This is a genomic window from Williamsia deligens (assembly GCF_024171765.1).
GTDB lineage: Bacteria > Actinomycetota > Actinomycetes > Mycobacteriales > Mycobacteriaceae > Williamsia_A > Williamsia_A deligens.
The window spans coordinates 1-22,417 of record NZ_JAMTCI010000002.1 but is presented as its reverse complement, the minus strand read 5'-3'; the positions used below and the strand labels follow the sequence as shown (position 1 = coordinate 22,417).

The 22,417-nt window shown below is 67.8% G+C and carries 22 protein-coding genes; 9 read left to right on the top strand and 13 right to left on the bottom strand.

Going from position 1 to position 22,417, the window contains the following annotated elements; genetic code table 11:
- Nucleotides 1–8: 8 nt before the first annotated feature.
- The gene (locus LX14_RS14400; protein ID WP_253648059.1) at nt 9–557 is read right to left on the bottom strand and encodes a YceI family protein; all 549 of its coding nucleotides are present in this window, start codon (nt 555–557) and stop codon (nt 9–11) included.
- Between the two features lie 9 nt (nt 558–566).
- Nucleotides 567–1,982 carry an NAD(P)/FAD-dependent oxidoreductase gene (locus tag LX14_RS14395; protein WP_253648058.1) on the bottom strand — a complete coding sequence of 472 codons (1,416 nt, stop codon included), beginning with the start codon at nt 1,980–1,982 and terminating at the stop codon, nt 567–569.
- Nucleotides 1,983–2,086: 104 nt separating this feature from the next.
- Here LX14_RS14395 and LX14_RS14390 point away from each other — a divergent pair, with 104 nt between their 5' ends.
- Complete coding sequence (locus LX14_RS14390; RefSeq protein ID WP_253648057.1) at nt 2,087–2,689, top strand: DUF2231 domain-containing protein; 603 nt, start codon at nt 2,087–2,089, stop codon at nt 2,687–2,689.
- Nucleotides 2,690–2,758: 69 nt separating this feature from the next.
- Here LX14_RS14390 and LX14_RS14385 read toward each other — a convergent pair whose 3' ends face one another.
- A complete protein-coding gene (locus LX14_RS14385; RefSeq protein ID WP_253648056.1) occupies nt 2,759–3,736 on the bottom strand; it encodes an NADPH:quinone reductase in 978 nt (325 codons plus the stop codon).
- A 93-nt stretch (nt 3,737–3,829) separates the two neighbouring features.
- Between LX14_RS14385 and LX14_RS14380 the strand changes: the two genes are divergently transcribed.
- Nucleotides 3,830–4,261 carry a MarR family winged helix-turn-helix transcriptional regulator gene (locus tag LX14_RS14380; protein ID WP_253648055.1) on the top strand — a complete coding sequence of 144 codons (432 nt, stop codon included), beginning with the start codon at nt 3,830–3,832 and terminating at the stop codon, nt 4,259–4,261.
- Here the strand turns inward: LX14_RS14380 and LX14_RS14375 are convergent.
- From LX14_RS14375 to LX14_RS14365, 3 genes are read right to left on the bottom strand one after another with little or no spacing between them, the layout of a single operon-like run.
- Nucleotides 4,228–4,734, bottom strand: a complete 507-nt coding sequence (locus LX14_RS14375; RefSeq protein WP_253648054.1) for a hypothetical protein — start codon at nt 4,732–4,734, stop codon at nt 4,228–4,230. The two genes, LX14_RS14380 and LX14_RS14375, sit on opposite strands and share 34 nt — an antisense overlap.
- Nucleotides 4,721–6,646 carry a primary-amine oxidase gene (locus LX14_RS14370; RefSeq protein ID WP_253648053.1) on the bottom strand — a complete coding sequence of 642 codons (1,926 nt, stop codon included), beginning with the start codon at nt 6,644–6,646 and terminating at the stop codon, nt 4,721–4,723. Before LX14_RS14370 ends, LX14_RS14375 begins: the two co-directional genes overlap by 14 nt.
- Nucleotides 6,647–6,672: 26 nt before the next feature.
- Nucleotides 6,673–8,139 (bottom strand): APC family permease, encoded by a 1,467-nt coding sequence (locus tag LX14_RS14365; protein ID WP_253648052.1) that lies wholly within the window; start codon nt 8,137–8,139, stop codon nt 6,673–6,675.
- A gap of 207 nt (nt 8,140–8,346) precedes the next feature.
- Here LX14_RS14365 and LX14_RS14360 point away from each other — a divergent pair, with 207 nt between their 5' ends.
- The 3 genes from LX14_RS14360 to LX14_RS14350 all read left to right on the top strand — a co-directional run bounded on the left by LX14_RS14360 (nt 8,347) and on the right by LX14_RS14350 (nt 11,810).
- On the top strand, nt 8,347–9,825 hold the full coding sequence (locus LX14_RS14360; protein ID WP_253648051.1) for an APC family permease: 1,479 nt from the start codon (nt 8,347–8,349) through the stop codon (nt 9,823–9,825).
- Nucleotides 9,822–10,526, top strand: coding sequence for a helix-turn-helix domain-containing protein (locus LX14_RS14355; RefSeq protein WP_253648050.1), 705 nt, complete (start codon nt 9,822–9,824; stop codon nt 10,524–10,526). Before LX14_RS14360 ends, LX14_RS14355 begins: the two co-directional genes overlap by 4 nt.
- Nucleotides 10,527–10,895: 369 nt before the next feature.
- A complete protein-coding gene (locus LX14_RS14350; RefSeq protein ID WP_308214121.1) occupies nt 10,896–11,810 on the top strand; it encodes a glycosyltransferase family 2 protein in 915 nt (304 codons plus the stop codon).
- A 290-nt stretch (nt 11,811–12,100) separates the two neighbouring features.
- Here the strand turns inward: LX14_RS14350 and LX14_RS14345 are convergent, their stop codons facing one another.
- Together LX14_RS14345 and LX14_RS14340 are read right to left on the bottom strand one after the other, a co-directional pair.
- Nucleotides 12,101–13,558, bottom strand: coding sequence for an MFS transporter (locus LX14_RS14345; protein WP_253648048.1), 1,458 nt, complete (start codon nt 13,556–13,558; stop codon nt 12,101–12,103).
- Between the two features lie 133 nt (nt 13,559–13,691).
- Nucleotides 13,692–14,213 (bottom strand): MarR family winged helix-turn-helix transcriptional regulator, encoded by a 522-nt coding sequence (locus tag LX14_RS14340; RefSeq protein WP_253648047.1) that lies wholly within the window; start codon nt 14,211–14,213, stop codon nt 13,692–13,694.
- Nucleotides 14,214–14,329: 116 nt separating this feature from the next.
- Between LX14_RS14340 and LX14_RS14335 the strand changes: the two genes are divergently transcribed.
- Both LX14_RS14335 and LX14_RS14330 read left to right on the top strand, forming a co-directional pair.
- Complete coding sequence (locus tag LX14_RS14335; protein WP_253648046.1) at nt 14,330–14,974, top strand: FMN-dependent NADH-azoreductase; 645 nt, start codon at nt 14,330–14,332, stop codon at nt 14,972–14,974.
- Nucleotides 14,975–15,331: 357 nt separating this feature from the next.
- Nucleotides 15,332–15,976 (top strand): hypothetical protein, encoded by a 645-nt coding sequence (locus LX14_RS14330; RefSeq protein ID WP_253648045.1) that lies wholly within the window; start codon nt 15,332–15,334, stop codon nt 15,974–15,976.
- 605 nt (nt 15,977–16,581) lie between these two features.
- Here LX14_RS14330 and LX14_RS14325 read toward each other — a convergent pair.
- Nucleotides 16,582–16,881, bottom strand: coding sequence for a YciI family protein (locus tag LX14_RS14325; protein WP_253648044.1), 300 nt, complete (start codon nt 16,879–16,881; stop codon nt 16,582–16,584).
- A gap of 9 nt (nt 16,882–16,890) precedes the next feature.
- On the bottom strand, nt 16,891–17,928 hold the full coding sequence (locus tag LX14_RS14320; protein WP_253648043.1) for a YhgE/Pip domain-containing protein: 1,038 nt from the start codon (nt 17,926–17,928) through the stop codon (nt 16,891–16,893).
- 218 nt (nt 17,929–18,146) lie between these two features.
- Between LX14_RS14320 and LX14_RS14315 the strand changes: the two genes are divergently transcribed.
- The gene (locus tag LX14_RS14315) at nt 18,147–18,776 is read left to right on the top strand and encodes a TetR/AcrR family transcriptional regulator (RefSeq protein ID WP_253648042.1); all 630 of its coding nucleotides are present in this window, start codon (nt 18,147–18,149) and stop codon (nt 18,774–18,776) included.
- A 363-nt stretch (nt 18,777–19,139) separates the two neighbouring features.
- Here LX14_RS14315 and LX14_RS14310 read toward each other — a convergent pair whose 3' ends face one another.
- The 3 genes from LX14_RS14310 to LX14_RS14300 are packed head-to-tail and all read right to left on the bottom strand — an operon-like array spanning nt 19,140 to nt 21,636.
- On the bottom strand, nt 19,140–19,535 hold the full coding sequence (locus LX14_RS14310) for a hypothetical protein (RefSeq protein ID WP_253648041.1): 396 nt from the start codon (nt 19,533–19,535) through the stop codon (nt 19,140–19,142).
- Nucleotides 19,528–20,751: an MFS transporter gene (locus tag LX14_RS14305; RefSeq protein WP_253648040.1), complete on the bottom strand. Its 1,224-nt coding sequence runs from the start codon at nt 20,749–20,751 to the stop codon at nt 19,528–19,530. Before LX14_RS14305 ends, LX14_RS14310 begins: the two co-directional genes overlap by 8 nt.
- A gap of 57 nt (nt 20,752–20,808) precedes the next feature.
- Nucleotides 20,809–21,636, bottom strand: a complete 828-nt coding sequence (locus LX14_RS14300; RefSeq protein WP_253648039.1) for an ArsR/SmtB family transcription factor — start codon at nt 21,634–21,636, stop codon at nt 20,809–20,811.
- A gap of 400 nt (nt 21,637–22,036) precedes the next feature.
- On the opposite strand from LX14_RS14300, the gene LX14_RS14295 reads away from it, so the two are divergent.
- A partial coding sequence (locus LX14_RS14295; RefSeq protein ID WP_253648038.1) for a hypothetical protein occupies nt 22,037–22,417 on the top strand: 381 nt, incomplete at its 3' end.

The window sequence follows — 22,417 nt, the reverse complement described above, 5'->3', positions numbered from 1 at the left end:
GGTCGCGACTACTTCGACCGTGTGGCCGTGAAGCTGACGGTGACCTCGTCCACGACCTTCATCGCACCCATCAGCTGCGAGTAGGGCTTGATCCCGTGGTCGCTCTGTCGGACAACGGATTCCGTCGACAGGCGCCACGTGTCACCCTCGTCGGTCACAGTCAGGTCGACGGAGTGGTCTCGGATGACGCCGTGGATCTCCAGCGTGCCGACGAGCCGGAACCCCGCGTCGGTGGCATCGATGGCGTCGGAGCGGAATAGGATGTGCGGGAAGCGACCGGCCTCGAGGTTCTTCAGTGCGTTGGACCGCGCCAGGAGCTTCTCCGGGCCGAGCAGGGGAGTGACGCCACCGTCCCCGTCCACGACGTCGATCGAGTCGACGTCAGCCGTGAGCTGCACCGTGGCCGGCTGATCCCCGTCGCAGTCCACCGTCGCATGCCAGCGGGTCACCACGATGGTGAGTCGATGACCCATCCTGGCGGCCTTGCCGGTGACCCCTGTCTCGATGCGGAGGACCGCATCGTCGGAGGGCTCGAATGTCCACTGCGCGTCGGTCACCACCCAACGCTATAGACCGCCGGGGTCCGCCGACGTATCGGCGAGCAGGGTGCGCAGGTTCGTGATCGCACCGGGCATGTGCCGGATGATGGTCTTCAGGATCCCGATCTGCTCGGGCGTGGGTGGTCCGGTCAGCCCGGTCTTGACGCTGTTGAGCCGTGCGCCCTCGAGCCACGACGTGATCCCGGGTTCCCTGCCCCAGCGCACGGTGCTCTCCGTGTTGACCAGAGTCGTCCGCAGCCAGTCGATGTCGGAGTCGGGCGACGGGATCACCGTGCACAGTTCGTTCTTCGTGGCGTCGTCGTCGTCGTAGGTGGCCTCGACGAACGCCACCAGGGCTGCGCTGAACACCTGCTGGCACGTCCGGACGCTCTGCAGAGTGAGGGTGTTCCCGGCGAAGATCGGGACCGCGGGCCGCCGCCGGAAACCGTCTGCTGTGCAGTCGATGTGCACGACGTCGGGGGAGGTGGGGATGACGCCGTCGTCGAGTTCGATGGACTCGAGGCCGATCGATCGCACATGCCCCGACCGCACCACACCGGTGATGGTGCGGAGCTGATCCAGCTCGTGGACGGTCACGGTCGCGCACCGGTACATCGTCGGCGTGACATCGGGATCGAGGCGCAGCAACTGACCGGCTCGCTCCAGGCGGTGGAACAGGTCCGCCACCGACGTGGCCGTGGCCGACGCCTCGAGCTGTGCGGCGTACCCGCCGACGGTGCACTCGAAGCTGCCCTCGACGGGCTGGATGGTGCGCCGGTCCAGGAACCACGAGTCCCTCGGGACGACCCAGCGGACGGCGTCCGGGTCGACTCCGGCGTCGAGGAGCCACAGGCAGGCGTCGACGCCGGTCTTCCCCGCACCGATCACCACGAACCGCGACGCGTGATCCGCCACCGTCGGCAGGTCGTTGGGGGCGACGCTCCGCACTCCCTCGGCGACGTCGTACCCCGGTGGACGCATCGACGGGACCGTGACCTCGCTGTGGCGGGCGTCGACGGTCTTCGTCGCGCGGACGGAGCGCCGCGTGCCGTCCTCGAGCGAGACGACGTCCTGGCCTGTGTGGTCGTGACCGGCGAGGAAATGCACCCTGCCGGTGGGGAGGAACTCCTCCCGCAGCACCTGGTCGAAGTACGACACCACCTCAGGCCCGGACGCCAGCTCCTGGAGCCCCGCGTTACCGCCCACCGTGTCGACACCACCCGAGCCCAACGCGAGTGAGTTCACCCCGTAGAACGCCGACGGTTGGTGCAGCCGGACGAACGGATAGGCACGATTCCAGTGCCCACCGGGTCGGCTGTATCGATCGACGAGGGCGACGGTGGCCGTCGTCTCCGCCAGGATGGTGTCGGTGAACGCCATCCCGACGGCGCCGGCGCCGATGACGAGGTAGTCGACATCGATGACCTCGTTCTCGGGCTCCATGTCATCGACTATGCCATCGCTGTGACGTGGGGCACTGTCTGGCGACCGACGTACCGCACCGCCCCGGTGTTTCGTCCACGGCCGGTCCGGGTACACGCGCTCACATGCCACGCGAACAGGGACATGCCGACAGCGGATCCGCGCACGAGACGTCCGGGTCGTCGCCCATCGGACGGGCGCTCGCCGCAGCCGAGGGAGTGTCGGCGCTCGACGGCCTGGCGCAGACGACCACCCGGCTGCTGGCGCCGGTGCTCGGCGGGGGCCTGGGCAACGTCCTGCGTGGGTCGTGGTTGGGCCATCCGCTGCACCCGGTTCTCGTGACGGTCCCGATCGGGGCCTGGACGGCGGCTCCCGTGTTCGATCTGACGGGTCGACCCGCGGCGGCACAAACGCTGGTCACGATCGGCCTCGCCGCGGCAGTTCCCGCCGCGACGGCCGGCCTCGCGGAGTACACCACCCTCGACACCCCCCAGCGGCGGGTGGCGCTGCTCCACGCGGCGACCAACTCCGTCGCGATGACGACGCTCGTCGGGTCGATGATCGCGCGCAAGAAGGGCTTCGCAACCCGCGCACTGGCGCTCACGGTGGCCGGCCTCGGGATCACCGGGGTCTCCGGAGCCCTCGGAGGGCATCTCTCCTACGTGCAGGCCGCCGGGGTGCAGCGCGAGGCGGTCCCTGCCGTGGCCACGGACCCGCTCGCCGACTGACGCCGCACCCCTCCCGCCGCCGGTCGACGCCGTCGCGGGTCAGGTCACCGGGCAACCCGGTCGAGACTGTCAGTCGACGGTCAGGACCACCCGTCCGCTGGGCCGGCCGTGTTCGATCAGGTCGTGTGCGTCCGCGATCCGGTGGAGGGGGAACTCCAGGATCTCCGGTACGAGGTCGGGGACATCGGCCGCTGCGGCGGTGAGTTCCCATGCGGCCTCGGCCTTCGCCTCCGGCGAGAAGTCGTCGCTGCCGAGCAGTCGGATCGACACGTTCGCGAACAACAGCGTCCACAGGGGCAGCACGGGTCGCGGGTCCGGGCTGCCGTAGACGGCGATGACCGCGTCCGGCGCCACGACCTCGCTGTCGAGCTCGATGTTCGCGGACAGCGCGACCTCCACGATCCTGTTCACGCCGTGCGGGGCCGCGGCGCGGATGCGGGCGACCGGGTCGGCCGCGGTGGAGACCACCACGTCGGCGACCTCACCACTGACCCGCGTCACGTCACTGTCGTGACGGACCGTGCCGATGACCGTCGCCCCACCCCGACGCGCCAGCTGCGCCGCGAGGGACCCGACTGCGCCGAGGACGCCGTGCACCAGAACCGTCGATCCCCGGACGGCTCCGTCGGCGAACACCGCTCGGTGGGCGGTGATACCGGGGATCCCCAGGCACGCGCCGACCGAGTCGGGAACCGTGTCCGGGAGGTCGACCGCGAGTTCTGCGGGCACGACGGTGCTCTTCGCCGCCGTGCCGAACTGCCTGTACGACTGGGCGCCGTACACCCAGACGCGGCGTCCGACCCGTGCCTCGTCCACGCCGTCGCCGACCGCGTCGACGACGCCCGCGCCGTCGCTGTGGGGCACGACCCGGTCGTAGGCCATGGGGGAGTCGAGCCACGCCTGCCGCTTCTTCACATCGCCGGGATTGACGGCCGACCGTCGAAGAGCCACACGCACCTCGCCGGGGCCGGGCTCGGCCTGCGGCATCTCGCCGAGGCTGAGTACCTCCGCGGCAGGCCCCTGCCGGTCGTAGAACGCTGCGCGCACACCGCACCTCCGAGCTCGATCCGAAGTATCTTCCGTGGAATACACTATCGGTTCGACGGTTCTGTGCCATGCCCACCACAGACGGGAGCAGAGGTGGACGACGACGCATTCGCAGTGTTCGACCGGCTGGTCCGGGTCCAGATCCTCCTGTGGAATGCCGTCGACGCCGAGCTGCGCCGCGAACACGACCTACCGCTGACCTGGTTCGAACCCATGAGGGTGATCGCGCGCCGGGGGACCGCCCGGATCAACGACATCGTCGACGACCTCGTCATCACCGCCGGCGGAGCCAGCAAACTCGTCGACCGCATGCAGGCCGCCGGACTCGTCCGGCGCACCCCGGACCCCGCCGATCGACGGTCCGCCCGGATCACGCTGACCACCGTCGGCGAGAGCACCCTGTCCCGGGCGGAACAGACCGCGCGAACGACCTTGGACGACACCATCGGCATCTCTGACACCGATCGCCGCCGCCTCGCCGCCACCCTCGATCAGATTCGTGGCGGCATCCCCCGCGAACGCTGAAAACCGTGTCGTTCCGGGCCAGCGTCCCCGTTGCCCGGCCACACCGGCCCGGTGAGCCGCCAGATCGCCCAGACCGCGACGACGACCTCGGCGACCGCCAGCAGCAACGCAGTCGACATGGCGTCTGCATGCAGGGCCGGACCTGTCGCGGCGGTGTGCGTCATCGCATGGCCGTGGGTGCGCCCCCCGCTCATGGTGAGGTGCGCGGCGACCATGACCGCGCCCATCACCGCCGTCGCGAGCCATTCCTTCACCCTCGGTGTCCGCACCAGGCGAACGCCGCACCACAGGCACGCCATGGCCATCGCCAGCACCACCGCGTGCGTCACCGTCGAACCGGGCATCGTGACGAGCATCAGGATGTGGGTCCCGATCGATGCGGTGGCCAGCGCCGCCGCCGCGACCGCCGCCGCACGACATCGCCCGGGGGCGATGGCCGTCGGCGACGGCGCGATCAGCTCACGAACAGCCATGGTCGCAGTGCTTCGCCGTCGATGCGGGCACGTTCATCACCGGGTTCGCGTCGAAGAAGTTGTACGGCTTGAGCGTGAAGCCGGCGTAGTCGGTGGGCATCACCGGCCAGTCCTCCGAGCGCGGGAAGTGGGTGAGACCGAAGGTGTGCCACACGACGATGTCCTCGCCGTCGAGCGGGCGGTCGGCGGCCATGTACCCGGACACCCCGGACGACCCGTCACTCATGTTGACGAAATCACCTGCGGCGTACCGTTCGTCGACGCCGTAGCGACTGACCCACACCTGATTGGTGGTGAACGGGGCACGACGGGAGATCGAGGACGACGGGTCGGCGAGCAGGGTGGGGGACTGCTGCGCGTGCAGGGCGTACGCCGTGGGCGCACCCATCCGGTTGGTCTTCTCGGTGTTGACGATGTGCCAGGTGCGACCCACCTCCGCGTTGGCCCGCCGGACACCGTCACGTTCGGAGGCGATCCTGGTGCTGCTGAGGGTGAACGCGTTACCCCACGGGTTGTCGTCTCCAACCGGCACGGTCACCGCATCGATCTCGTCGACGGCGTTGGCGAGTCCGTCGACGGTCATGTCCAGGCGCGCGTTGAACAGGTGCTGGTGATAGGGCAGGCCGAGTCCGGGTGCAACGTGACTCTGGTAGTCCGAGCCCTCGGGCGGATACGCGGCGGTGAAGGCGACACCGGTCAGCTTGGCCTCGAGTTCGATGGTGCCGTCGAGGTAGAGGTACCAGTAGAAGCCGTAGTCGTAGTTGCCCACGGTGGTGAAGAAGCTGATCACCAGGCGGCGCTGTCGACGGACCTCGCTGGAGCCGGTGAAGATGTCGCTGTGCTTCCACAGCGTGCCGTAGTCCTCCTCGTGCATGCAGATCGCGTTCTCGATCACGCGCGGGCTGCCCTGCTCGTCGGCCAGGACGGCGTCGAAGTAGTGGATCTCCCCGAGGCAGTCGCACCCGAGCTTCAGCGAGTTGGCGTATCGCCCGTAGACGTACTCACCGGTGTCGAAGTAGTTCTGCCAGAATCGGTTCGGTGAGGGATCGCCGTAGGGGACCACCATCTCGTTGATCGAGCCGCGGTACATCACCGGGCGGTCGAGGTAGCTCAGCTGCCGTAGGATGAGCCCCTCGCGAGCATCGAAGGAGATGTCGAGTTCCCAGTTCGCCCAGGTGATGTGCTCTCCGTCGACGGTGAAGCTCGGTCCCTCGGGCTGGGTGATCTCGATGGGCTTGAGCCCCTCGAGCGGTGGACCGGCGACCGCGGGGTCGTCGAAGTTGCCCGACTCGAGCGGGACGTCGTACATCCGGTAGTCGATCAGGTCGATGAGTTCGCGGTTGATGATGTCGACGTACGCGCAGAGCCCGTCGACCGGATGTGCCCACGGATGGTCCTTGGGATGATCCATGACGAACGCGAACGAGCGGACCATCCGCCGACCCTCCTCGCCCGGAAGGTCGTAGCTCCCCGCCGACAACGGGACCGCGACGGTCGTCGCGGGGTCGATGCCCCGCGCCTGGAGCGCAGCGATCCACCGGGGCTCGGTCGACAGGAACTCCCCGACGATCTCGAACTCCTCGTCGAGGATCGGCACCTGGCCGACGGCGGCGTCGATGGTTCGGGCGGTGACGTTCCCGGCGTCGAGGTCCACCAGTGCGTCACTCGTGTCGCCGGTGGCGAGGTCGAGGAGGAGCGCCCGGGTGACGCGCGCAGGCGCAGGCCCCTCCCCGGACCGGAAGGCCAGGACGTCGGCCTTGTCGGGCTCGTCGAGACCGACGTAGACGAAGCGTGTGGTGGCGGTGAGTGCGCCGGCGTCGGCGAGAAGCGATCGTGTGGTGCGGATCTCGTCGGCGGTGAGACTGCCGAGCACACTGGTCGCGGTCGTGGGCGGGGTGTCGAATGTCGTCATGGGGTGTCTTCCGTTCGGGCTCGAGGTCAGAGCGAGATGGCGTCGGTGAGGGTGTCGTAGGCGGCGGGATTGCGGCGGGCGATGATGCGGGCCTGGACGACACCGATCACGATGCTGAGCACCACCAGGGCGATGAAGATGTCGGCGAGAGTGGACGATCCGCCGATGAGGGTCGCGAAGTTGGTCACCACGATCACGAGGATCGTGATCAGTCCGACGAGTCCGAGCACCGGGGCGATCAGCGACTGCCACGCTCCGACCGCGGACGGATTACGTCGGAAGTACACGCTGACGGCCAAGCAGGTCAGCGCCATCAGGACGACGATGCCGAGCGTCGCGATCCCGGAGAACCAGGCGAACACCTGCAGCTCGGGGTCGAGTCGGCAGGCCGCGAACACGGCGACAAGCACGGCGGCAGTGGCGGTCTGCACCAGCGACGACACGTGGGGGGAGCGGTGCCGCGCGTGGACCGCCGCGAACCGCCTCGGCATCGCCGTCGCCGACGCCATCGAGTGCTGATACCGGGTGATCACGTTGTGGAAGCTGAGGATGCAGGCGAACAGGCTCGTCAGCAGGAGCACGTGGACCGTCACATCCGCCCACTGTCCGAGGTAGGTCCGGGCGGTGGCCATGATCATGCCCGCGGGGTCGGCGGCGGCCGCGGGAACCACCTTGTCGACGCCCCAGGCCTCGACGAGCGACCAGGACGACAGTGTGTAGAAGACGCCGATGATGGCGACCGCGGCGTAGGTGGCGCGGGGGATGGTGCGGTCGGGGTCACGCGCCTCGTTGCGGAAGATGGCTGTCGACTCGAACCCGATGAAGCCGGCGACCGCGAACATCAGTCCGATGCCCGGTGAGCCGGAGAGGAACTGGTTGGGCGTGAACGACTCGGCGCCCAGGCCGGAGTCACCGCCTTTCACGATCACGGCGATGTCGAGCAGCAGGACGATGCCGACCTCCGCGGCGAGCAGGACCCCGAGCACCTTGCTGCTCAGCTCGATGTCGCGGAACCCGAGGTAGCCGGTGACGGCGACGACGGCGAGGCTCCACACCCACCACGGGATCGACGGTCCGCCGAGGTCGATGATCGAGCTCTGCAGTGCGCCACCGAGGTAGCCGTACACCGCGGCCTGGATCAGCGTGTAGGTGAGCAGCGCGAGGTGCGCCGTGCCCAGACCCATCGGACGGCCGAGGCCGTAGCCGACATAGGTGAAGAAGGCACCGGGCTTGGGGACGAAGCGCGACATCGTGCTCAGTCCGACCGAGAAGAACAACAGCACGATCGCCGACAGCAGGAACATCATCGGGACGCCCGCGCCGTTCCCCAGCAGGATCGCGATGGGGACCGCGCCGCCGACGACGGTCAGGGGTGCCGCAGCCGCGACGACCATGAAGACGATCGACCCGACGCCGAGCCGGCCCGTCAGGGATCGCGCCGCGCTGGGGGCGGCGGTGATGGTCCCGCCGGGTGGTGCCAGTTCTGTGGACATCGGTGACAGCTCCGTTCAGGAGGTCGCGCTGTGTCGGCGACCGTGCGCCATCACCGTCTCGTCGCGAGGCGGCGTGGCGGTTGCCTGCCGGTAAAACGGTGTGTGCGGGTCGTGGGAACGGCACCGGTCCGGTGTCCCACGCCGCGTCACCCTGGCCACATCGGGAGGTAACACCGGCGAAACCCGCCGGTCCTAGCGTCGCCGCGTATGTCACGCACTCGGGGTGCCCGGCAGACGGGTGTCGGGTCGCTGGGGGCGCGGACTCGTCTCGCCGGTCTGGACCGCCGCTCTCTGGGTCAGGCCGAGGTGGCCGCACAGTCGGTGTCGGTGATGGCGCCGTGCGCTGCCGGCGCGACGGTGCCACTGCTGATCGCGGAGTCGGGTGCAGCCGTGGTCTCGAGCATCCTCATCGCCGTGCTCCTCGCGGGCCTGGTGTCGCGGGTCCTCACCGAGTTCACCTCGCGGATGGCGGCACCCGGCGTCCTCTACACGTTCGCGGCCAAGGGACTTGGTTCGGGCGCAGGCTTCGCGACCGCGGCCGCGATGGTCCTGGGCTATGGGGCGTTGACGATGTTCACCCTCACCGAGGCGGCTGCCTATGCCCTGCGGGCGGTCGGTGTGGACCGTCCGACCGTCGGGACGTTGATCGCGGTGCTCGTCGGTGTCGCGGCGATCAGTGCGGTGATCCTGTTGCGCGGTATCAGGTTGTCGGCGCGGGTCAGTCTGGTGGTCGAGGCGATCGCCGTGGCGATCCTGTTGGTCGTCGCCCTGGTGGTCGTCATGACGGTGCGAGGTGATGGCGACGTCGGCGACGTCGTCGTCGTCGCCCCGACCGGGGTCGCTGATTTCGCCACCGGTGTCGCCCTGGCGACGTGTGCACTGATCGGTTTCGAGAGTGCGGCGTCGCTGTCGGTGGAGGCGCGGCGGCCTCTCCGATCGATCCCCAGGGCGATCCGCGGGTCTCTCGTCGTCGGGGCGGTCGTCGTGGTCATCGCATCGGTGGCGCAAGCCGTCGCCCGCAGCGCCGTGACACCTGCTCCGCACGGCTCGGCGGCCTCTCTGGATCGGCTGGTGGAGCGTATCGGCGACGGCTGGCTGGCGCCCATCGTCGACATCGGTGTGGTCGCATCGTTCGTCGCATGCGCCCTCGCGTGCGTGACCGCGCTGGCGCGGCTGCTGTTGTCGCTGTCCCGCGAGGGCGTGATCTCACCCCGTTTCGGCAGCACCCACGTGCGCTTCAAGACGCCCACGTTCGCCATCACCGCATCCCTGGTCATCGTGACCGCGACCCCGGTGCTCATGACGCTCGCCGGCGTGGACCTCCGGGCCATGACCGGATCGCTGGCGACCGCGTCCGTGATCGGCTTCATCACCTCCTATGTCGCCGTGAGCGTTGCGGCCCCGTTCTTCTTGCACCGGGTGGGTGAACTCCGGCCCTCGGTCGCAGTGACTGCCGGCGTCGCGGCCGCCGCGTTCGGCGGGATCGAGGTGGTGTTCGTCGGTGTCGTACTCGGCACCGATTGGGCGTTGGGGGCCATCGGGGCGCTGTCGTGGTTCGCCGCGACTCTCGTCGTGTACGTCGTGCTGCGCCGAAGCCGCCCCGACGCACTCGCCGGTATCGGTATCCACGAGACGCCCACACGCGCGGACATCTGGCGCGGCCACGCCGAGGTCATGTCCGGGTGAGCGCGTTCGGGGGCGACGGTGGCGCGCGCTCGGTGATCAACGCCCTCGAGTTGCTAGAGGAGGTCGCCGCCTCCGGACCCGGGGTCACCGCGATCGACCTCGCGCGCAGCCTGGGGTTGTCCCGGTCGACCACCTACCGGCTCGTCAACCTGCTCGCACAGGAGGAGTACCTGGTGAGGACGCCGGATCTCGGTGGCTTCGCGTTGGGTCGCAAGCTCGACCGGCTCGTCGGGGTCGCGTCGGCCGCACCGGTCACGGACCAGGTGCGTGCAGTCCTGGACGACGCCCGCGGAGGACTGCGCTTCGGGCTGCATCTGTTCGGCTACCTGCGTCCCGGCACGTCGCGTGCGCGGATCACCCTTCTCGACATCGACCCCGACTACCCGCTGTCGGACCCGTCGCGAATCCTCCACGACCACACCAGCTCCGCCGTGGGCCGGCTCCTGCTCACCTACGAGACGAGCGACCCCGCGCGAACTATCGGCTTCGCGACCCAGACCGGTTCCTTCGTACCGGGATTCGGGTGTCTGGCCCTGCCGGTGCTGTCGCCGGAGGGACATCTGAGGGCCGCCTTGTCCGTGTCGGCCCCGGAACACCGCATCACCCATCCGACCGCTCTGATCGAATCCCTCCAGCCGACACGACTGATGCTGGACGGCCTGCTGGCACACCACGCAGTCGGGCCGCCCTCGGAGCGGTGACGACGGGCCGCCGCGCAGATCACCCGGGTCGAGTGTCCCGGGCGCCCCGGCCGAGCGCGGACACGATGCGAGACAACGACGATTCGGGGACGTACCAGTGGCAGGTGCAGAGGCTGCAGTCGGAGCCCGGGCGGTCATGGTGGTGGACACGACGCGGATGAGCGCACGAACGACAATCGTCGTTGTCGTCCGCACGCAGGACACTCCGAAACATGGAGCGATGGTAGGTAAACCGAGCGTCAAGGCTCAGCAAATCCGCCGTAATGATCTTCAACAGATCCACTCCACCAGACCACAGCGCGCCGCAGACGTGATCCGCCGTGCGAACGTGCGGTATCGGGTCGGTCCCGATAGCGTTCATCCCCGACCGTGTCAGTCGGGATTCGGGAGGGGCCGGTTGTGCCGATCAGTGTGGTGGCTCCAGCGTTCAACGAGGAACACACGTTGCCGCGGTGCCTACACGCATTGATGGGACAACCCACCGACGTCGTCGTGGACATCGTCGTCGTCGACAACAACAGCGTCGACGACACCGTCCGTGTGGCGACCGAGATCGCCGCGCAGGACGATCGAGTGCGAATCGTCCACGAGGAACGCCCCGGTGTCGCCGCGGCGCGACGAGCCGGGTTCGATGCAGCATCGTCGTCGATCATCGCCGGAGTCGACGCGGACACCATCGTCGAACCCGGTTGGGCGGAGTCGATCGAGGAATTCTTCGACCGACACCCGGCCGTGTCCGGCGTGTCGGCCCCGATGGTGATGCGCGACCTCCCTCTGCAGGGCGGATATCGACGCCTTCATGACCGGCTCGTCGAGCGGGCTGTGCGCGCCGGCGCCCGCGGCGGCACGGTGTCGCTACCTGCGCTGACCGGGGCGAACATGGCACTGCGCGCTACAGCATGGGCGGGCGTGCGCGACCACGTCACCGAGCGGCAGGACCTGTTCGACGACCTCGACTTGTCCCTCTGCCTGGCCGACGACGGGTCCGCCATCGCACTGGCGCCGGGGATGTCCGCGACGGTCTCCGGGCGGAGGACGTTGGCCCCGGTCCCGGAGTTCGTGCGCTACGCGTTGTGCGTTCCTCGCACCTACTGGTGTCATCACAGACACCTCGCGGCGATCCTGAACGCAGCTGTGATCCCTCTCGGCATCGTGCGTCACGCGGTGTTCCTGCCCATCGGCCGGTCGTGGGACAGCGATGCGCAACGGTACGTACCGGCTCGCCTGTTCCGTCGGCAACGGTATCGGGCTTCCCCGGTGAAGTCGGCGCTGCGACGAAGCTGACCCCAGTTCGAGATGACTGCGTGCGACGGGGATCAGCCGCAACCGGTGACTCGCCAATCCTCCCCCGAGTTGGTGAGCCACCGGCTGTCGCCCGGGCGCTTCCAACCCCGGTAGCCAAGCGGGGGCCACCCGCGGACCGACGTGGTGCTCGCAGCGTCGGCCGGGGGTCGTCTTCAACCGTACGCTCGCGCGATGTCGGCGAGAACAGGCTGCGGGTGTCCACTGTGTTCATCATCTACATAGCAATGTTTCGGATCGCTCGGCGTATTCACCGGTAGGGGCACCACTTCTCACTCCTCGACGCGACGGGAGTTGCTGAGGCTGAGCGCCCCGACACCGGCGACCACGCCGACCACGACAGCGAGCAACGCGTAGGTGATGCGCTCGCCGTGGAAGAACGACTCGACGAGCGCTGGGCTCCATGTCCCCGACGGCAGTTGCGCGGCAACCAGTGCAGCGATCGCCGTTCCCACCACGGCCGTGCCGACGCTGGTGCCGACCTCCTGCGCGGTGTCGTTCAGAGCGGTTGCCACGGACGTGCGGTTGGCCGGCATCGCGTCGACGAGAGCCACTGCGCAGATCGTCATCACCGTCCGCAACCCGATCGTCATGACGACCATCGACAGGGCGATGACGGCGTAACCGTGTTCGACTCCCCACGACAGGCCGGCCAGCGACCCCGCGAGGCATGCCGCGCCGATGAGGCAGGCGATCCGATGCCCGAAGCGGGACGCCAACTTCTCCGACAGGGGAGAGGCCAGCAGCATCGTCGCGATGATCGGGAGGTTCGCCAGGCCCGCGCGGACCGGGCTCCACCCGTAGGCGTACTGGAAGTGCAGGATCAGGCCGAACATCACGCTGGCCATCGCGATCGACGTACCGACCTGGGCGATCGCCGCACCGCGGACGGTCCCGACGGAGAACAGCGATAGGTCCAACATCGGTGCGGCCGTGCGCCGTTCGTGCCAGACGAAAGCGATTGCGGCGACGAAGGACCCGAGGATCGAGAGCACGGTGATCGCCGACGTCCAGCCGTGGTCGATGCCGCTCGTCAGCGACCAGCAGGCCAGGCCTATGGTCGCGATGCTCAGCAGTGCGCCCGGCAGGTCGAGTCGGTCCGACGTCAGATCCTCGCGGCGGTCGGCGGCGACCCCGTAGCGCACCCCGAGACCGGCGATGAGCGCGATGGGCGCGTTGACGACCAGCAGCCATTCCCACCGGACGTGCGCGAGGGCGGTGCCACCCAGGAGAGGACCGAGCACGAACCCGGCCATGCCGACCGTGATCATGACGGTCATCGCACGCATCCGCAGCGACGCGTCGTCGAACAGTCGGAAGACGAGGGAGTTGGTGATGGGGGCCATCGCCGCGGCCGCGACGCCGAGGGCGGCGCGGAGGGCGATCAACTCGCCCGACGAGTCGACGAGCAGTACCAGCAGGCTCAACGAACCGAATGCGGCCAGCCCCACCATGAGGACACGGCGGCGTCCGAATCGATCGGCGATGGAGCCTGCTGTGAGCAGGAGTCCGCCGAAGGTGAGGGAGTATGCGCCGGTGACCCACTGGAGGTCGGTGGTGCCGCTGCCCAGGGCGCGGCCGATGGTGGGCAGCGCGATGGACAGCAGCGTGTTGTCGACCATCTCGACGAAGAACGCCAGGCAGAGCGCGGCGAGCGGGATCCACGCCGCAGCCAGCGACGTGTAGGTACGGGTGGGCGCCGCGGGGATCGCGGTCGGGGCGAGGCTCATGACGTCTCCTCTCGGGTCGGGTTCGGAGGGAACGCTATGAATCCCGACTGTCGTGGGCCTGTCGTGCGCTGTCGTCGCGCGGTCGCCCCCTGTCGCGGTGCTCGGCAGCGACAGACAGGGCTAGAACAAACGGTCAGGTGCGGGGGAGTCGACCGATGGCCGACTCGAGCGTCGTGGCCGCCAGAGGGTCGACGCACGCGAGGATGTGGCGGGCGGCAGAGCCCAGTTGCTCGAACTCACGGGGTTCGATGGCATCGACGACGAGCCGCCGGACCTCGTCCACGTGGTGGGGCGCAATCCGTTGCAGCTCTTGCCAACCCGCCTCGACCAACACCACTTCGGTTCGCCGACCGGCACCACCGCAGGACCGCCGCCGCACCCAGCCGGCGGTCTCCAGACGGGTGACGGCGTGCGACAACCGAGACAGCGATCCGCGGGCTTGGACGGCGAGGTCGCTCATCACCCGCGTCCGTTCCGGTGCCTCGGCCAACGACACCAGAACGCTGTACTCGTAGAAGTTGATCCCGGCCACCTGCTTCAGGTGTGCGTCGAGCCTGGTCGGCAACGCCATGAGCAAAGCGACCAGCGAGGCCCAATCTCGTTTCTGAGCACTCGACAGCCACACATCGTCGGGCACGTCTGACTCTCCGGGCACGGCCCAAGAGTATCCGAGTTGAACATTCAAGTGACCGGAGTACGCTCGTACTTGATCGTTCAAGTTGACGTTCGACCGCCGCGCGCCTGTCGGCGCCGTTCACGCAAGGAGCACCCATGTCCCTGTTCCGTCTTGATGCCAGCATCCGCATCGCGGGTTCTCACAGTCGGGCGCTCGCCGACATCGTCGAGCACGAGTGGCAGGCCGAGCATCCCGGCGACCCCGTCGTACGACGTGATGTGGGGACGAACCCCATCCCGGCGACCACCTGGGCGACTGCCGCTTTCGCCGGCTACACGCCCGACGACGAGCGGTCACCCGAGCAACGGGATGCGCTCGGTCTCGCCGCGACACTCGCCGACGAGCTGATCGATGCAGATGCCCTGCTGTTCGCCGTGCCGCTCTACAACTTCGGGGTGTCGCAACACTTCAAGACCTGGGTGGACACGGTCATCGCCGATCCGCGCTTCAACCCCGCCCTTCCTCCCGTGCTTGCAGGTAAGCCCGCAGTTCTCGTGAGCGTGCAGGGCGGCAACTACTCGACGGGCACGCCCCGCGAGGGCTGGGACCATGCCACCGGATGGATGCGCCGCATCCTCGCCGACGTGTGGAATCTCGACCTCGAGGTCATCGAGGCCGCGTTCACCCTCGTCGGCGAGAACCCGGCCCTCGACGAGTTCACCGACCTCGCCGCCACCCTGCGTACCGAAGCGAACGAGCTCGCCAGGCAGTACGGGAAGGCATTGCACGCGTCGAGCTGAGGGGGCATCCGCGCCCTCACTCGGTCTGATTCGCCTCTCGCCGCCGTACTAGTGTGCGGGGCATGCTGCTGCGCGCCGAGGCCGGCCCAGGAACGAACCGCTGTCCGTACTCGTTCGTGGCGACCGGCGCGAGCGACGAGCCTGTCGTCGACCTCGGCGTGCGCGGATGAGAGCGCCGTCGTGGGTGGAGCTGGCGGGCCGGAATGCCGCCGCGGAAGCGGTGAGTGTCGCAGGGACGCTCGTGGTGAGTGAGTCGCTGACAGAACGCGTTCGATTCGATTTTCTTCACGCTCCAGGCCAGAACTGAGGATCGAGCGGAGCGGTGACCCGGTGTACCTGTCATCGGGGACCACCTCAGTGGTCCGCATCGAGAACGAGATGCACCTACTGGACGGCGACATCCAGCTCGCCTGGCTGGGAGCGCAATTTAGCCCATTCGAACTGCTGGGGCGTGACTCGCTGCTGCGAAAACTCAGCACCGGACTGACCCCGGACGGGCCGGCGATCGGCGTCGAGGTCGGGGGACGGTCCGCGTGGTCGGTACGCCTCCGAACCTCCAACGACGAGGCGATCGACCTCGCCTTCGACGACGCCACCGGAGTGCTGCTGCAAGTCGCGAACTCCGACGGATACGTGCTGCTCCGAGTCGACGATCTCTCGGAGCCGGAATCGCTCTCGGACAGCCTGTTTCGCTGGGATGGGCCGGTTCGCGAAGCCCAGAGAGGCCGCAGCGGGCGAGCGCGCAACGGAGTCGGCGAGGCGGAACGCCTCGAATTTCTGCGAGTTCTCATCGCCGCGCAGGAAATGCCCCAGGAGGTGTTGGCCGCGATCGGCACCGCCGACACCGACGCAGCGGCCCGTGACGCGCTGGTGCAGCTGCTCGGGGTGACCGAGTCATGGGCTGAGGCGATCATGGCGACACCGATCGGCCAGTTCCGACCCGACCACCTGGCTGCGAACCGGCGCTCCCTTCGCGAACTCGAGGAGCGGCACCGTGGATGAGTCGCCGGAGTCTCATACAGCACCCGGCAGTGCATACCCAGCGCCATGTCGCTGACGCCCCGCCGGGGCGGAATCTTGTGAAGCGAACAGACACCCGGGATAATCGGCACTGTCTTCGTCAGGTGTTGCCGTAAAGGGGTGAACCATGTCGCAGGTGATGTCATTGGCCCGCAGGCCCAGCGTTCGCTGGACCGCAGGATGGATCGGGGTCTATCTCGCATTCGTGACTGCGGCTTTCATACGACTGGCCGCCGACGAACAACTCTGACTACCGGCGCCGTCGACAGCCGATGGGAACTACCGGCCGGATAGGTCTGGCGCCGGCGGTCGCCGACGGAGCACGTGGTGAGAGCGAAGTCGGTCACCGGTGGGTTCCGTCCGTGGAAACGGCGCTGCAGCACCGATGGGGGAGGGTTAGCTCGCTCACTTCAGACGAATTCCCCGGGCCCGCCGGGTGTTCGATGTCATTGGTGATGATCCATCCGTCGCGCGCAGCGATGGCTTAGACGTCGTAGATCGGTCGTCGAGGTGATGGTGGGGGACCCTCCGAGCGTCGGTAGTTCGGCGCCGATAGGCCCCGCACGACGGACTGGCCCGGAGGGGCCTCAGGCGAGGGTCGGTGGCCGGGTGCCCGTGACGACGTAATCGGCGATGTCGTGCAGGGCGAACGGGTCGGCGGCGATGAGAGCGGCGACGGCGGCGCGCGCGACGGGATGAGTGACGATTACCCCACCGGTCCGGGGGCTTTTCGGTCCCGACGTTGCCACGACGCCACGGGCGGCGAAGTCCGCCAGAACGGTGAGATGGGCATCACGCATGCGGTCGACCACGTCCAACGATGCTTTATAGGTCAGATCGATGACCCAGATCGTCGAGGCGTCGGAATGGGCAGAGGTCTCGGCCACGGAACCACCTCATATCAGGCGCGGGTGACCGGCAACCCGGCGCCGTCCAACATCACAAGAGGTGGCCACAGCCCGCACAATGCGTTGACGCACGCCGTTGTTTCGGTCTGGACGGACGAGGCTGCGTCGGTGGGACAGCAGGATTGCCACCGTCGTGCCGACGAGGATGTATGCAATCAGCACCCAGATGCCAGACATCACGCCGTGTCCGTGGAAGTAGACGAGCTTGCGCACAGCGTCGGTTCCCGCCCCGTTGGGGATGACGGCGCTGATGGCCCGCCAGAACGGCGGGAGCAGAGCCGCCTGATACGCCCCACCGGCGCTGGGGTTGCCGAGGATCACGAACACGATGATGGTGACCGCGATCCCCACTATCCCCAGCATGGCTTGCAGCGCGATGGTGGTGGCGGCCGACGCGAACACCGCGAGCGCGCCGAGCAGCGTGAGTTCGAGAAGGCCGGTGTGCAGCGCGACGAGGATCGGTCCGACGATCACTGCGCCGAGGAAGCCCGACGCGAGTGCGTAGAGGACGACCACCACGAGTCGTCGGCTCGCGGTGCGGGCACTGGTCATCTTCGCGCCGCGGACCACGCCGAGGACCGCGGCGAGCAGGTACCCGCCGATGATCCAGCCGACCACCAGGTAGAAGCCGGTGAGGCCGTTCCCATCGCCCGGCTGAAGGGGAACCGCGTCATGGATCGTCAGGGTGCGCCCGCGCTGGGTGGCGACGCCGAAGAAGATCTTGGTGAGTGCCGTACCCACCGACGTTCCGCCGGCATCGGCGATGAGCAGCGTATCGTGCGTCGACATCGGGTCCGGGATGTAGACACCAGAGGCGACGCCGGAGGCCAGATGGTCACGGGCGGTGGGCAGATCGACGGCGACCGAGGCGTGTACCGGTGAACTTCGGACGGCGTCGAGCGCATCAACGGTCGCGCGGCCCACCGGTGCGGAGCCCACCACCTCGACGGGAATGCGGTGCGGATGTGGGGCATGGAAGGCGCCGACGAACGACACGATGAAGCCCAGTTGCAGCAGCAGCACCACCAGGCAGACCAGCCACGTCGGTAGTGAGACGGAGCCGGGTTTAGTCGCCGTGTCCGGCGGCGACGGCGAATGGGGTGCGGCGGCTGGCTCTGTCGGTGTCATCGGAGTCCCTCGGATCGGCGGCTGCATTCGGATACTCTCAAGTATTGAATACCGAACAGTATCTGATACTGGCTGGTATCGTCGAGCGTGGTTCGAAATCGACAGGGAGGTCGTGGATGACGCGAGCGGATCCGCGTCGCCGGGTACGCCGGGCCGACGTGCGGGAAGCGATCATCGCCTCGGCGCGGGTGGTGTTCGCCGAACGCGGATACGACGGGGCCTCTATCGACCGGGTGGCTGAGCACGCTGGGTTCACCAAAGGCGCTGTCTACTCGAACTTCTCGACCAAGGATGAACTCTTCGACGCGCTGATCGACGCCGAGATCGGCAACCGGATTGATGCGGTCACCGCAATGCTGGGTTCCGAGCGCGACGCGGTTGCCCTGGCTCGTGCTGGGGGGCAGGTTTCCCGTTTGATCGGCGACCGCCTGTCGACGGCGATGCGAGCCGATCCGCAGTGGCAACTGTTGTTCCTGGAACACTGGATCCGCACCGTGCGCAAGCCGGACAGCCACGGCGATTTCGTCGACTTCCGCCGCCGACTACGGGCCCGCATCGAGGAATCGATCAGGCAGTTCTGGCCCGAGGATCAGCGCCGAGGTGCATCCGTCGGCGACCTCTCCATCGCGGCATTGGCCTTGTCCAACGGGCTGGCCATCGAGTCGATGATCGATCCCGACGCGGTTCCCGACGACCTGTTCGGCCGACTGTTGGCGAAAATGGCCGAGACACGGTCGGGCGCCTAGACGAGGACGCCATCGCTTTACGGTGCGAATGCAGGGAGCGTCCCAGGCACCCGCGAACACAAAGGCACTGAGGACGAGCGCCCATCGGTCACCAACCGCTCGGCGAGATGGTGGTAGCGCGCAGCGAGCGTGGTCTCCAGCTCCTCGGGGTCACGTTCACCGTTCTCGAGAACGTCGACGATTGCTCGGTAGGTTCGACCGATGTGCGCCTCGAGTCGCTTTTCGAGCGCGCACGGCGCGCGCCAACCACTCCGCCAGTATGGTCGAGAACTGCAGCAGAAGAATCTATTTCGCCTCAGGTTGACGTAATTTACGCTATCGGTTTTCCGACTAGGTCCTTACCCCGCGAAGTCGTCGCACCTGTCAGTCGCGGTTGGTCTCGGCGGCGAAGCGGCGTGCTGCGGCGAGGACGTCAGGTCCAGTTTCTCCGAGCTCGCCTTCTCGTAGTAGTGCGGCTGGTGTCTTGTCGTCCAGGAGCGGATTGAGTCCCTGAAACCACGTCTGGGCGACGGTAGCTCCGTCCTTCTGGGAGATGAGGCGGGCTGCTCGGTAGGCGATTCTGAGGCGTTCGAGGTCCGCGTGGTTGCTCAGGGTGCGGGTGCCGTGTGCCCATTGTCGGACAGCTCTGGTCTCGCGTACCCGTCCGAGGTAGGCGACCAGTTTGTGTCCGAGTAGGTCGCAGAGCGCTGCGACGAGCTGCTGGCTGTTCATGCGCGCCGCTTCGTTGTAGATCACGAGATCGTCTGCGGTGTCAGTCATGCTGAGCCCGTCGGGTTCGGTGCATGGTGGTGACAGCGGCGAGTAGAGCCACCAGGGCGATGATGGTGACCACGGCGAAGATGCGGACCGCGAAGGTGGTGTCGGTGGCGGTCGCCACGATGCCGGCGCCGATCACGGGGATCCCGACGCCACCGTAGGTGGCGATGTAGAAGCTCGACAGGACACGGGGGCGGCGGTCGAAGTTTTCGGTCAGCGCGTTGGTGGTGCGCAGGGCGGCCATGAACGTCAGGCCGTGACCGACACCGGCGATGATGGCTGCGGCGATCACGGCGGCGGGCTGGGCGAGGAAAGTCGCGCCGATCAGTCCGGCGAGGCCGAGGGCGAGCAGGGTGAGGCCGCTTATGGTGGCGCGGTGGGTGCCGAGGCGGGCCAGCGTGATCTGGGCGAGGCCGGAAGCAATGAGTACTACGCCGGCGACGATGCCGGCGGTCAGGACGTGGGTGTCCCCGGTGAGGTCGGCGATCAACGATGGGGCGATGGTGAGGAACAGAGCCACGACCCCCCAGGCGAGGAAGGTGCCGGCGGCGGCGGTGAGGAACGTTGCGGGCTCGGTCGTGGGCAACGCGGGTCGCGCGGTGGCGGGGCCGGTGGTGGATTTGCCGAGGTGGGGCGGGATGGTGGCCACGACGAGGACGCCAACGATCAGCAGTGCAGCTTCGACCCAGTAAATGGTGTGTAGGGGCGCGGGCAGGAACTGAGCGAACACCCCGCAGACGACGGGGCCGAGTCCACCGCCGAACGCGGTCATTGCGGTGACGACCGCGGAGGCGGAGTGCCCGTCGGATCGCGGGTGCAGCGCCACGATGGTTGCGGTCAGCGCGCCCGATGCGATGCCGACGGCGGCGCCTTGCAGGCCCCGTGCGACGAACAACCACGCTGTGTTGGACGCGAGGGCGAAGACGGCACTGGCCAGGGCGGCGGTGGACAGGGCCCCGATGAGCGACACCCGGTAGCCCAGGCGCCCGGTAACGCGGCTCGCGGTGAGCAGAGCGACGACGAGCACCGCTGCGTAGGTGGAGAACAGCAGGGTCAGCACGGTGGGGGAGAAGCCCCATTGGTGGGCGTACTGCTTGTAGAGCGGCGAGGGGATGTTGGTGCCGGCGATGACTGTGAACAGCACCGCGGCCATTGCGGCGTACCGAGTCCACGGTCGGGTGTCGACGGGAGCTGGTCGAGGGGTCGTGGTGGTTGTCATGGACCTGACGCTATTGCCTCGTCATTTCACGCGACGATGAATAGTGAGGTTGGCGCACTACCGGGTGACGGCCTCGAGGTCGACGCCGAGGTTCGCTTTCAGCGCACGAATACCTTTGTCGCTGACGGTGATTGCGCGGTTGTGGCTGCCGCGGCTGATCCAGCCGGAATCGAGCCAGGCGGTGGTCAGGGCGGCGCCGAGCTGACCGGCGAAGTGGTGACGTTGTTCGGTCCAGTCGACGCAGGCGCGGATGAGTGGGCGGGTGCTTTTGGCGGCGGTGAGTGTGGTGCTGTCGACGCCTACGGCGGGGAGGACCTCGTCGGCGGCCGGGCCGAGGCGGTACAGGGTGGTGTCGCCGGTGCCTGCGGTGAGTGGGTCGCTGGTGCGGCGTGTGGTGTCGGTGTGGCCGTCGGCGCGCAGCACAGCACCGTGGTCGAGCAGGGCTTGGGCGGTGAGGACGCCGAGCTTGCCGGCGAGGTGGTCGTAGCAGGTGCGGGCGGTGCGCAGGGCGTTGGCGCGGGTGCCCTGGCGCAGGCTGGTGATGACCCGGGGACGCCCGATTCCGGCGAGGCCCTCGAGGGCGACGCCGACGGCGTCGCTGGCCAGAGCGTAGTAGCGGTGGCGCCCGGACACCGTCACGTGCAGCAGTCCACCGTCGACGAGCTTGCGGAGATGGTTCGACGCTGATTGCGCACTGACGCCGGCCTCGTCGGCGAGTCTCGTCGCGGGGAGCGACCGTCCGTCGTTGAGAGCCATCAGCATCGACGCGCGCGCCGGGTCGGCCATGAGAGCGGCCGCGGCCGAGATGTCGACATCGCCGTACCGGGCATCGCGCGGGGCGATCTGGTCACCGACCTCGCCCAGGCGGGGGTTGTTCGCAGTCATCTCTCCAGTCTGACCCCGACATGGTTCACCGCCGGATGAATATTTCAGCGTCGACGGTGTCGACGTGCCTCCTCCACCTACGACTAGCGGGTTGCGCCACCGCAGGTTGCGGCCGCCCATCCGCGGGCCGCCAAGAGTCGGACTATTCAGGCGCGGTCACCGACACGGTCGATGAACTGTTCTTTTTCTCGACTAGTGATTTATTCACCGCGACTCCACCGCATCGTTACCGAGGAATCACGCGACGACGATTCCTCAGCTTTGTGCACAATTTTTAAAAATGCGCACGCTTGACGCTTAGACAAATTCCGACTTCGTGTCCAAGAATGCTTGTATGTGAACATTCCTGTTAATCACTAAGCGGTTGACAGGGTTGCTCGGCGTCGCTTTCCTCGTTCGCATGTCCGAGCACGCCATTGACGTTCGGTTCGTGGTCGAGCGAGCCGATTCCATTGATCACCCGCACCTCGCCCGGTTGCTACACGACCTGTATCGGGCGGAGTGCAACGAAATGCTGTCGCCGGATGATGCGGCGATGGTTCGCCTTCTCGAGCGGTCACTGTCGGTGGACGCCACGAGCGAGGGTGCGGCCACCTTTGTGGTGCGAGACCGGCTGCACGACAATCGAATTGTCGCGAGCGTGGGGGCGTCGACGAGTCGCCGTCCGCGATCGAGTCCACTGACGCCTAAGCATGTTGGTCATGCCCTTCGCACGCTCGGCCCACGCTCGTCGGCGCGTTTTCTCACTACCCAGCTGCGCCTTTCTCAATTGTTGTGCGCG

What these genes read in the sequence shown, in the direction of transcription:
- LX14_RS14395 (WP_253648058.1), bottom strand. Translation starts at nt 1,982, where the DNA reads ATGGAGCCCGAGAACGAGGTCATCGATGTCGACTACCTCGTCATCGGC.
- LX14_RS14390 (WP_253648057.1), top strand. Translation starts at nt 2,087, where the DNA reads ATGCCACGCGAACAGGGACATGCCGACAGCGGATCCGCGCACGAGACG.
- LX14_RS14375 (WP_253648054.1), bottom strand. Translation starts at nt 4,734, where the DNA reads ATGGCTGTTCGTGAGCTGATCGCGCCGTCGCCGACGGCCATCGCCCCC.
- LX14_RS14370 (WP_253648053.1), bottom strand. Translation starts at nt 6,646, where the DNA reads ATGACGACATTCGACACCCCGCCCACGACCGCGACCAGTGTGCTCGGC.
- LX14_RS14365 (WP_253648052.1), bottom strand. Translation starts at nt 8,139, where the DNA reads ATGTCCACAGAACTGGCACCACCCGGCGGGACCATCACCGCCGCCCCC.
- LX14_RS14360 (WP_253648051.1), top strand. Translation starts at nt 8,347, where the DNA reads ATGTCACGCACTCGGGGTGCCCGGCAGACGGGTGTCGGGTCGCTGGGG.
- LX14_RS14345 (WP_253648048.1), bottom strand. Translation starts at nt 13,558, where the DNA reads ATGAGCCTCGCCCCGACCGCGATCCCCGCGGCGCCCACCCGTACCTAC.
- LX14_RS14335 (WP_253648046.1), top strand. Translation starts at nt 14,330, where the DNA reads ATGTCCCTGTTCCGTCTTGATGCCAGCATCCGCATCGCGGGTTCTCAC.
- LX14_RS14315 (WP_253648042.1), top strand. Translation starts at nt 18,147, where the DNA reads ATGACGCGAGCGGATCCGCGTCGCCGGGTACGCCGGGCCGACGTGCGG.
- LX14_RS14310 (WP_253648041.1), bottom strand. Translation starts at nt 19,535, where the DNA reads ATGACTGACACCGCAGACGATCTCGTGATCTACAACGAAGCGGCGCGC.
- LX14_RS14305 (WP_253648040.1), bottom strand. Translation starts at nt 20,751, where the DNA reads ATGACAACCACCACGACCCCTCGACCAGCTCCCGTCGACACCCGACCG.
- LX14_RS14300 (WP_253648039.1), bottom strand. Translation starts at nt 21,636, where the DNA reads ATGACTGCGAACAACCCCCGCCTGGGCGAGGTCGGTGACCAGATCGCC.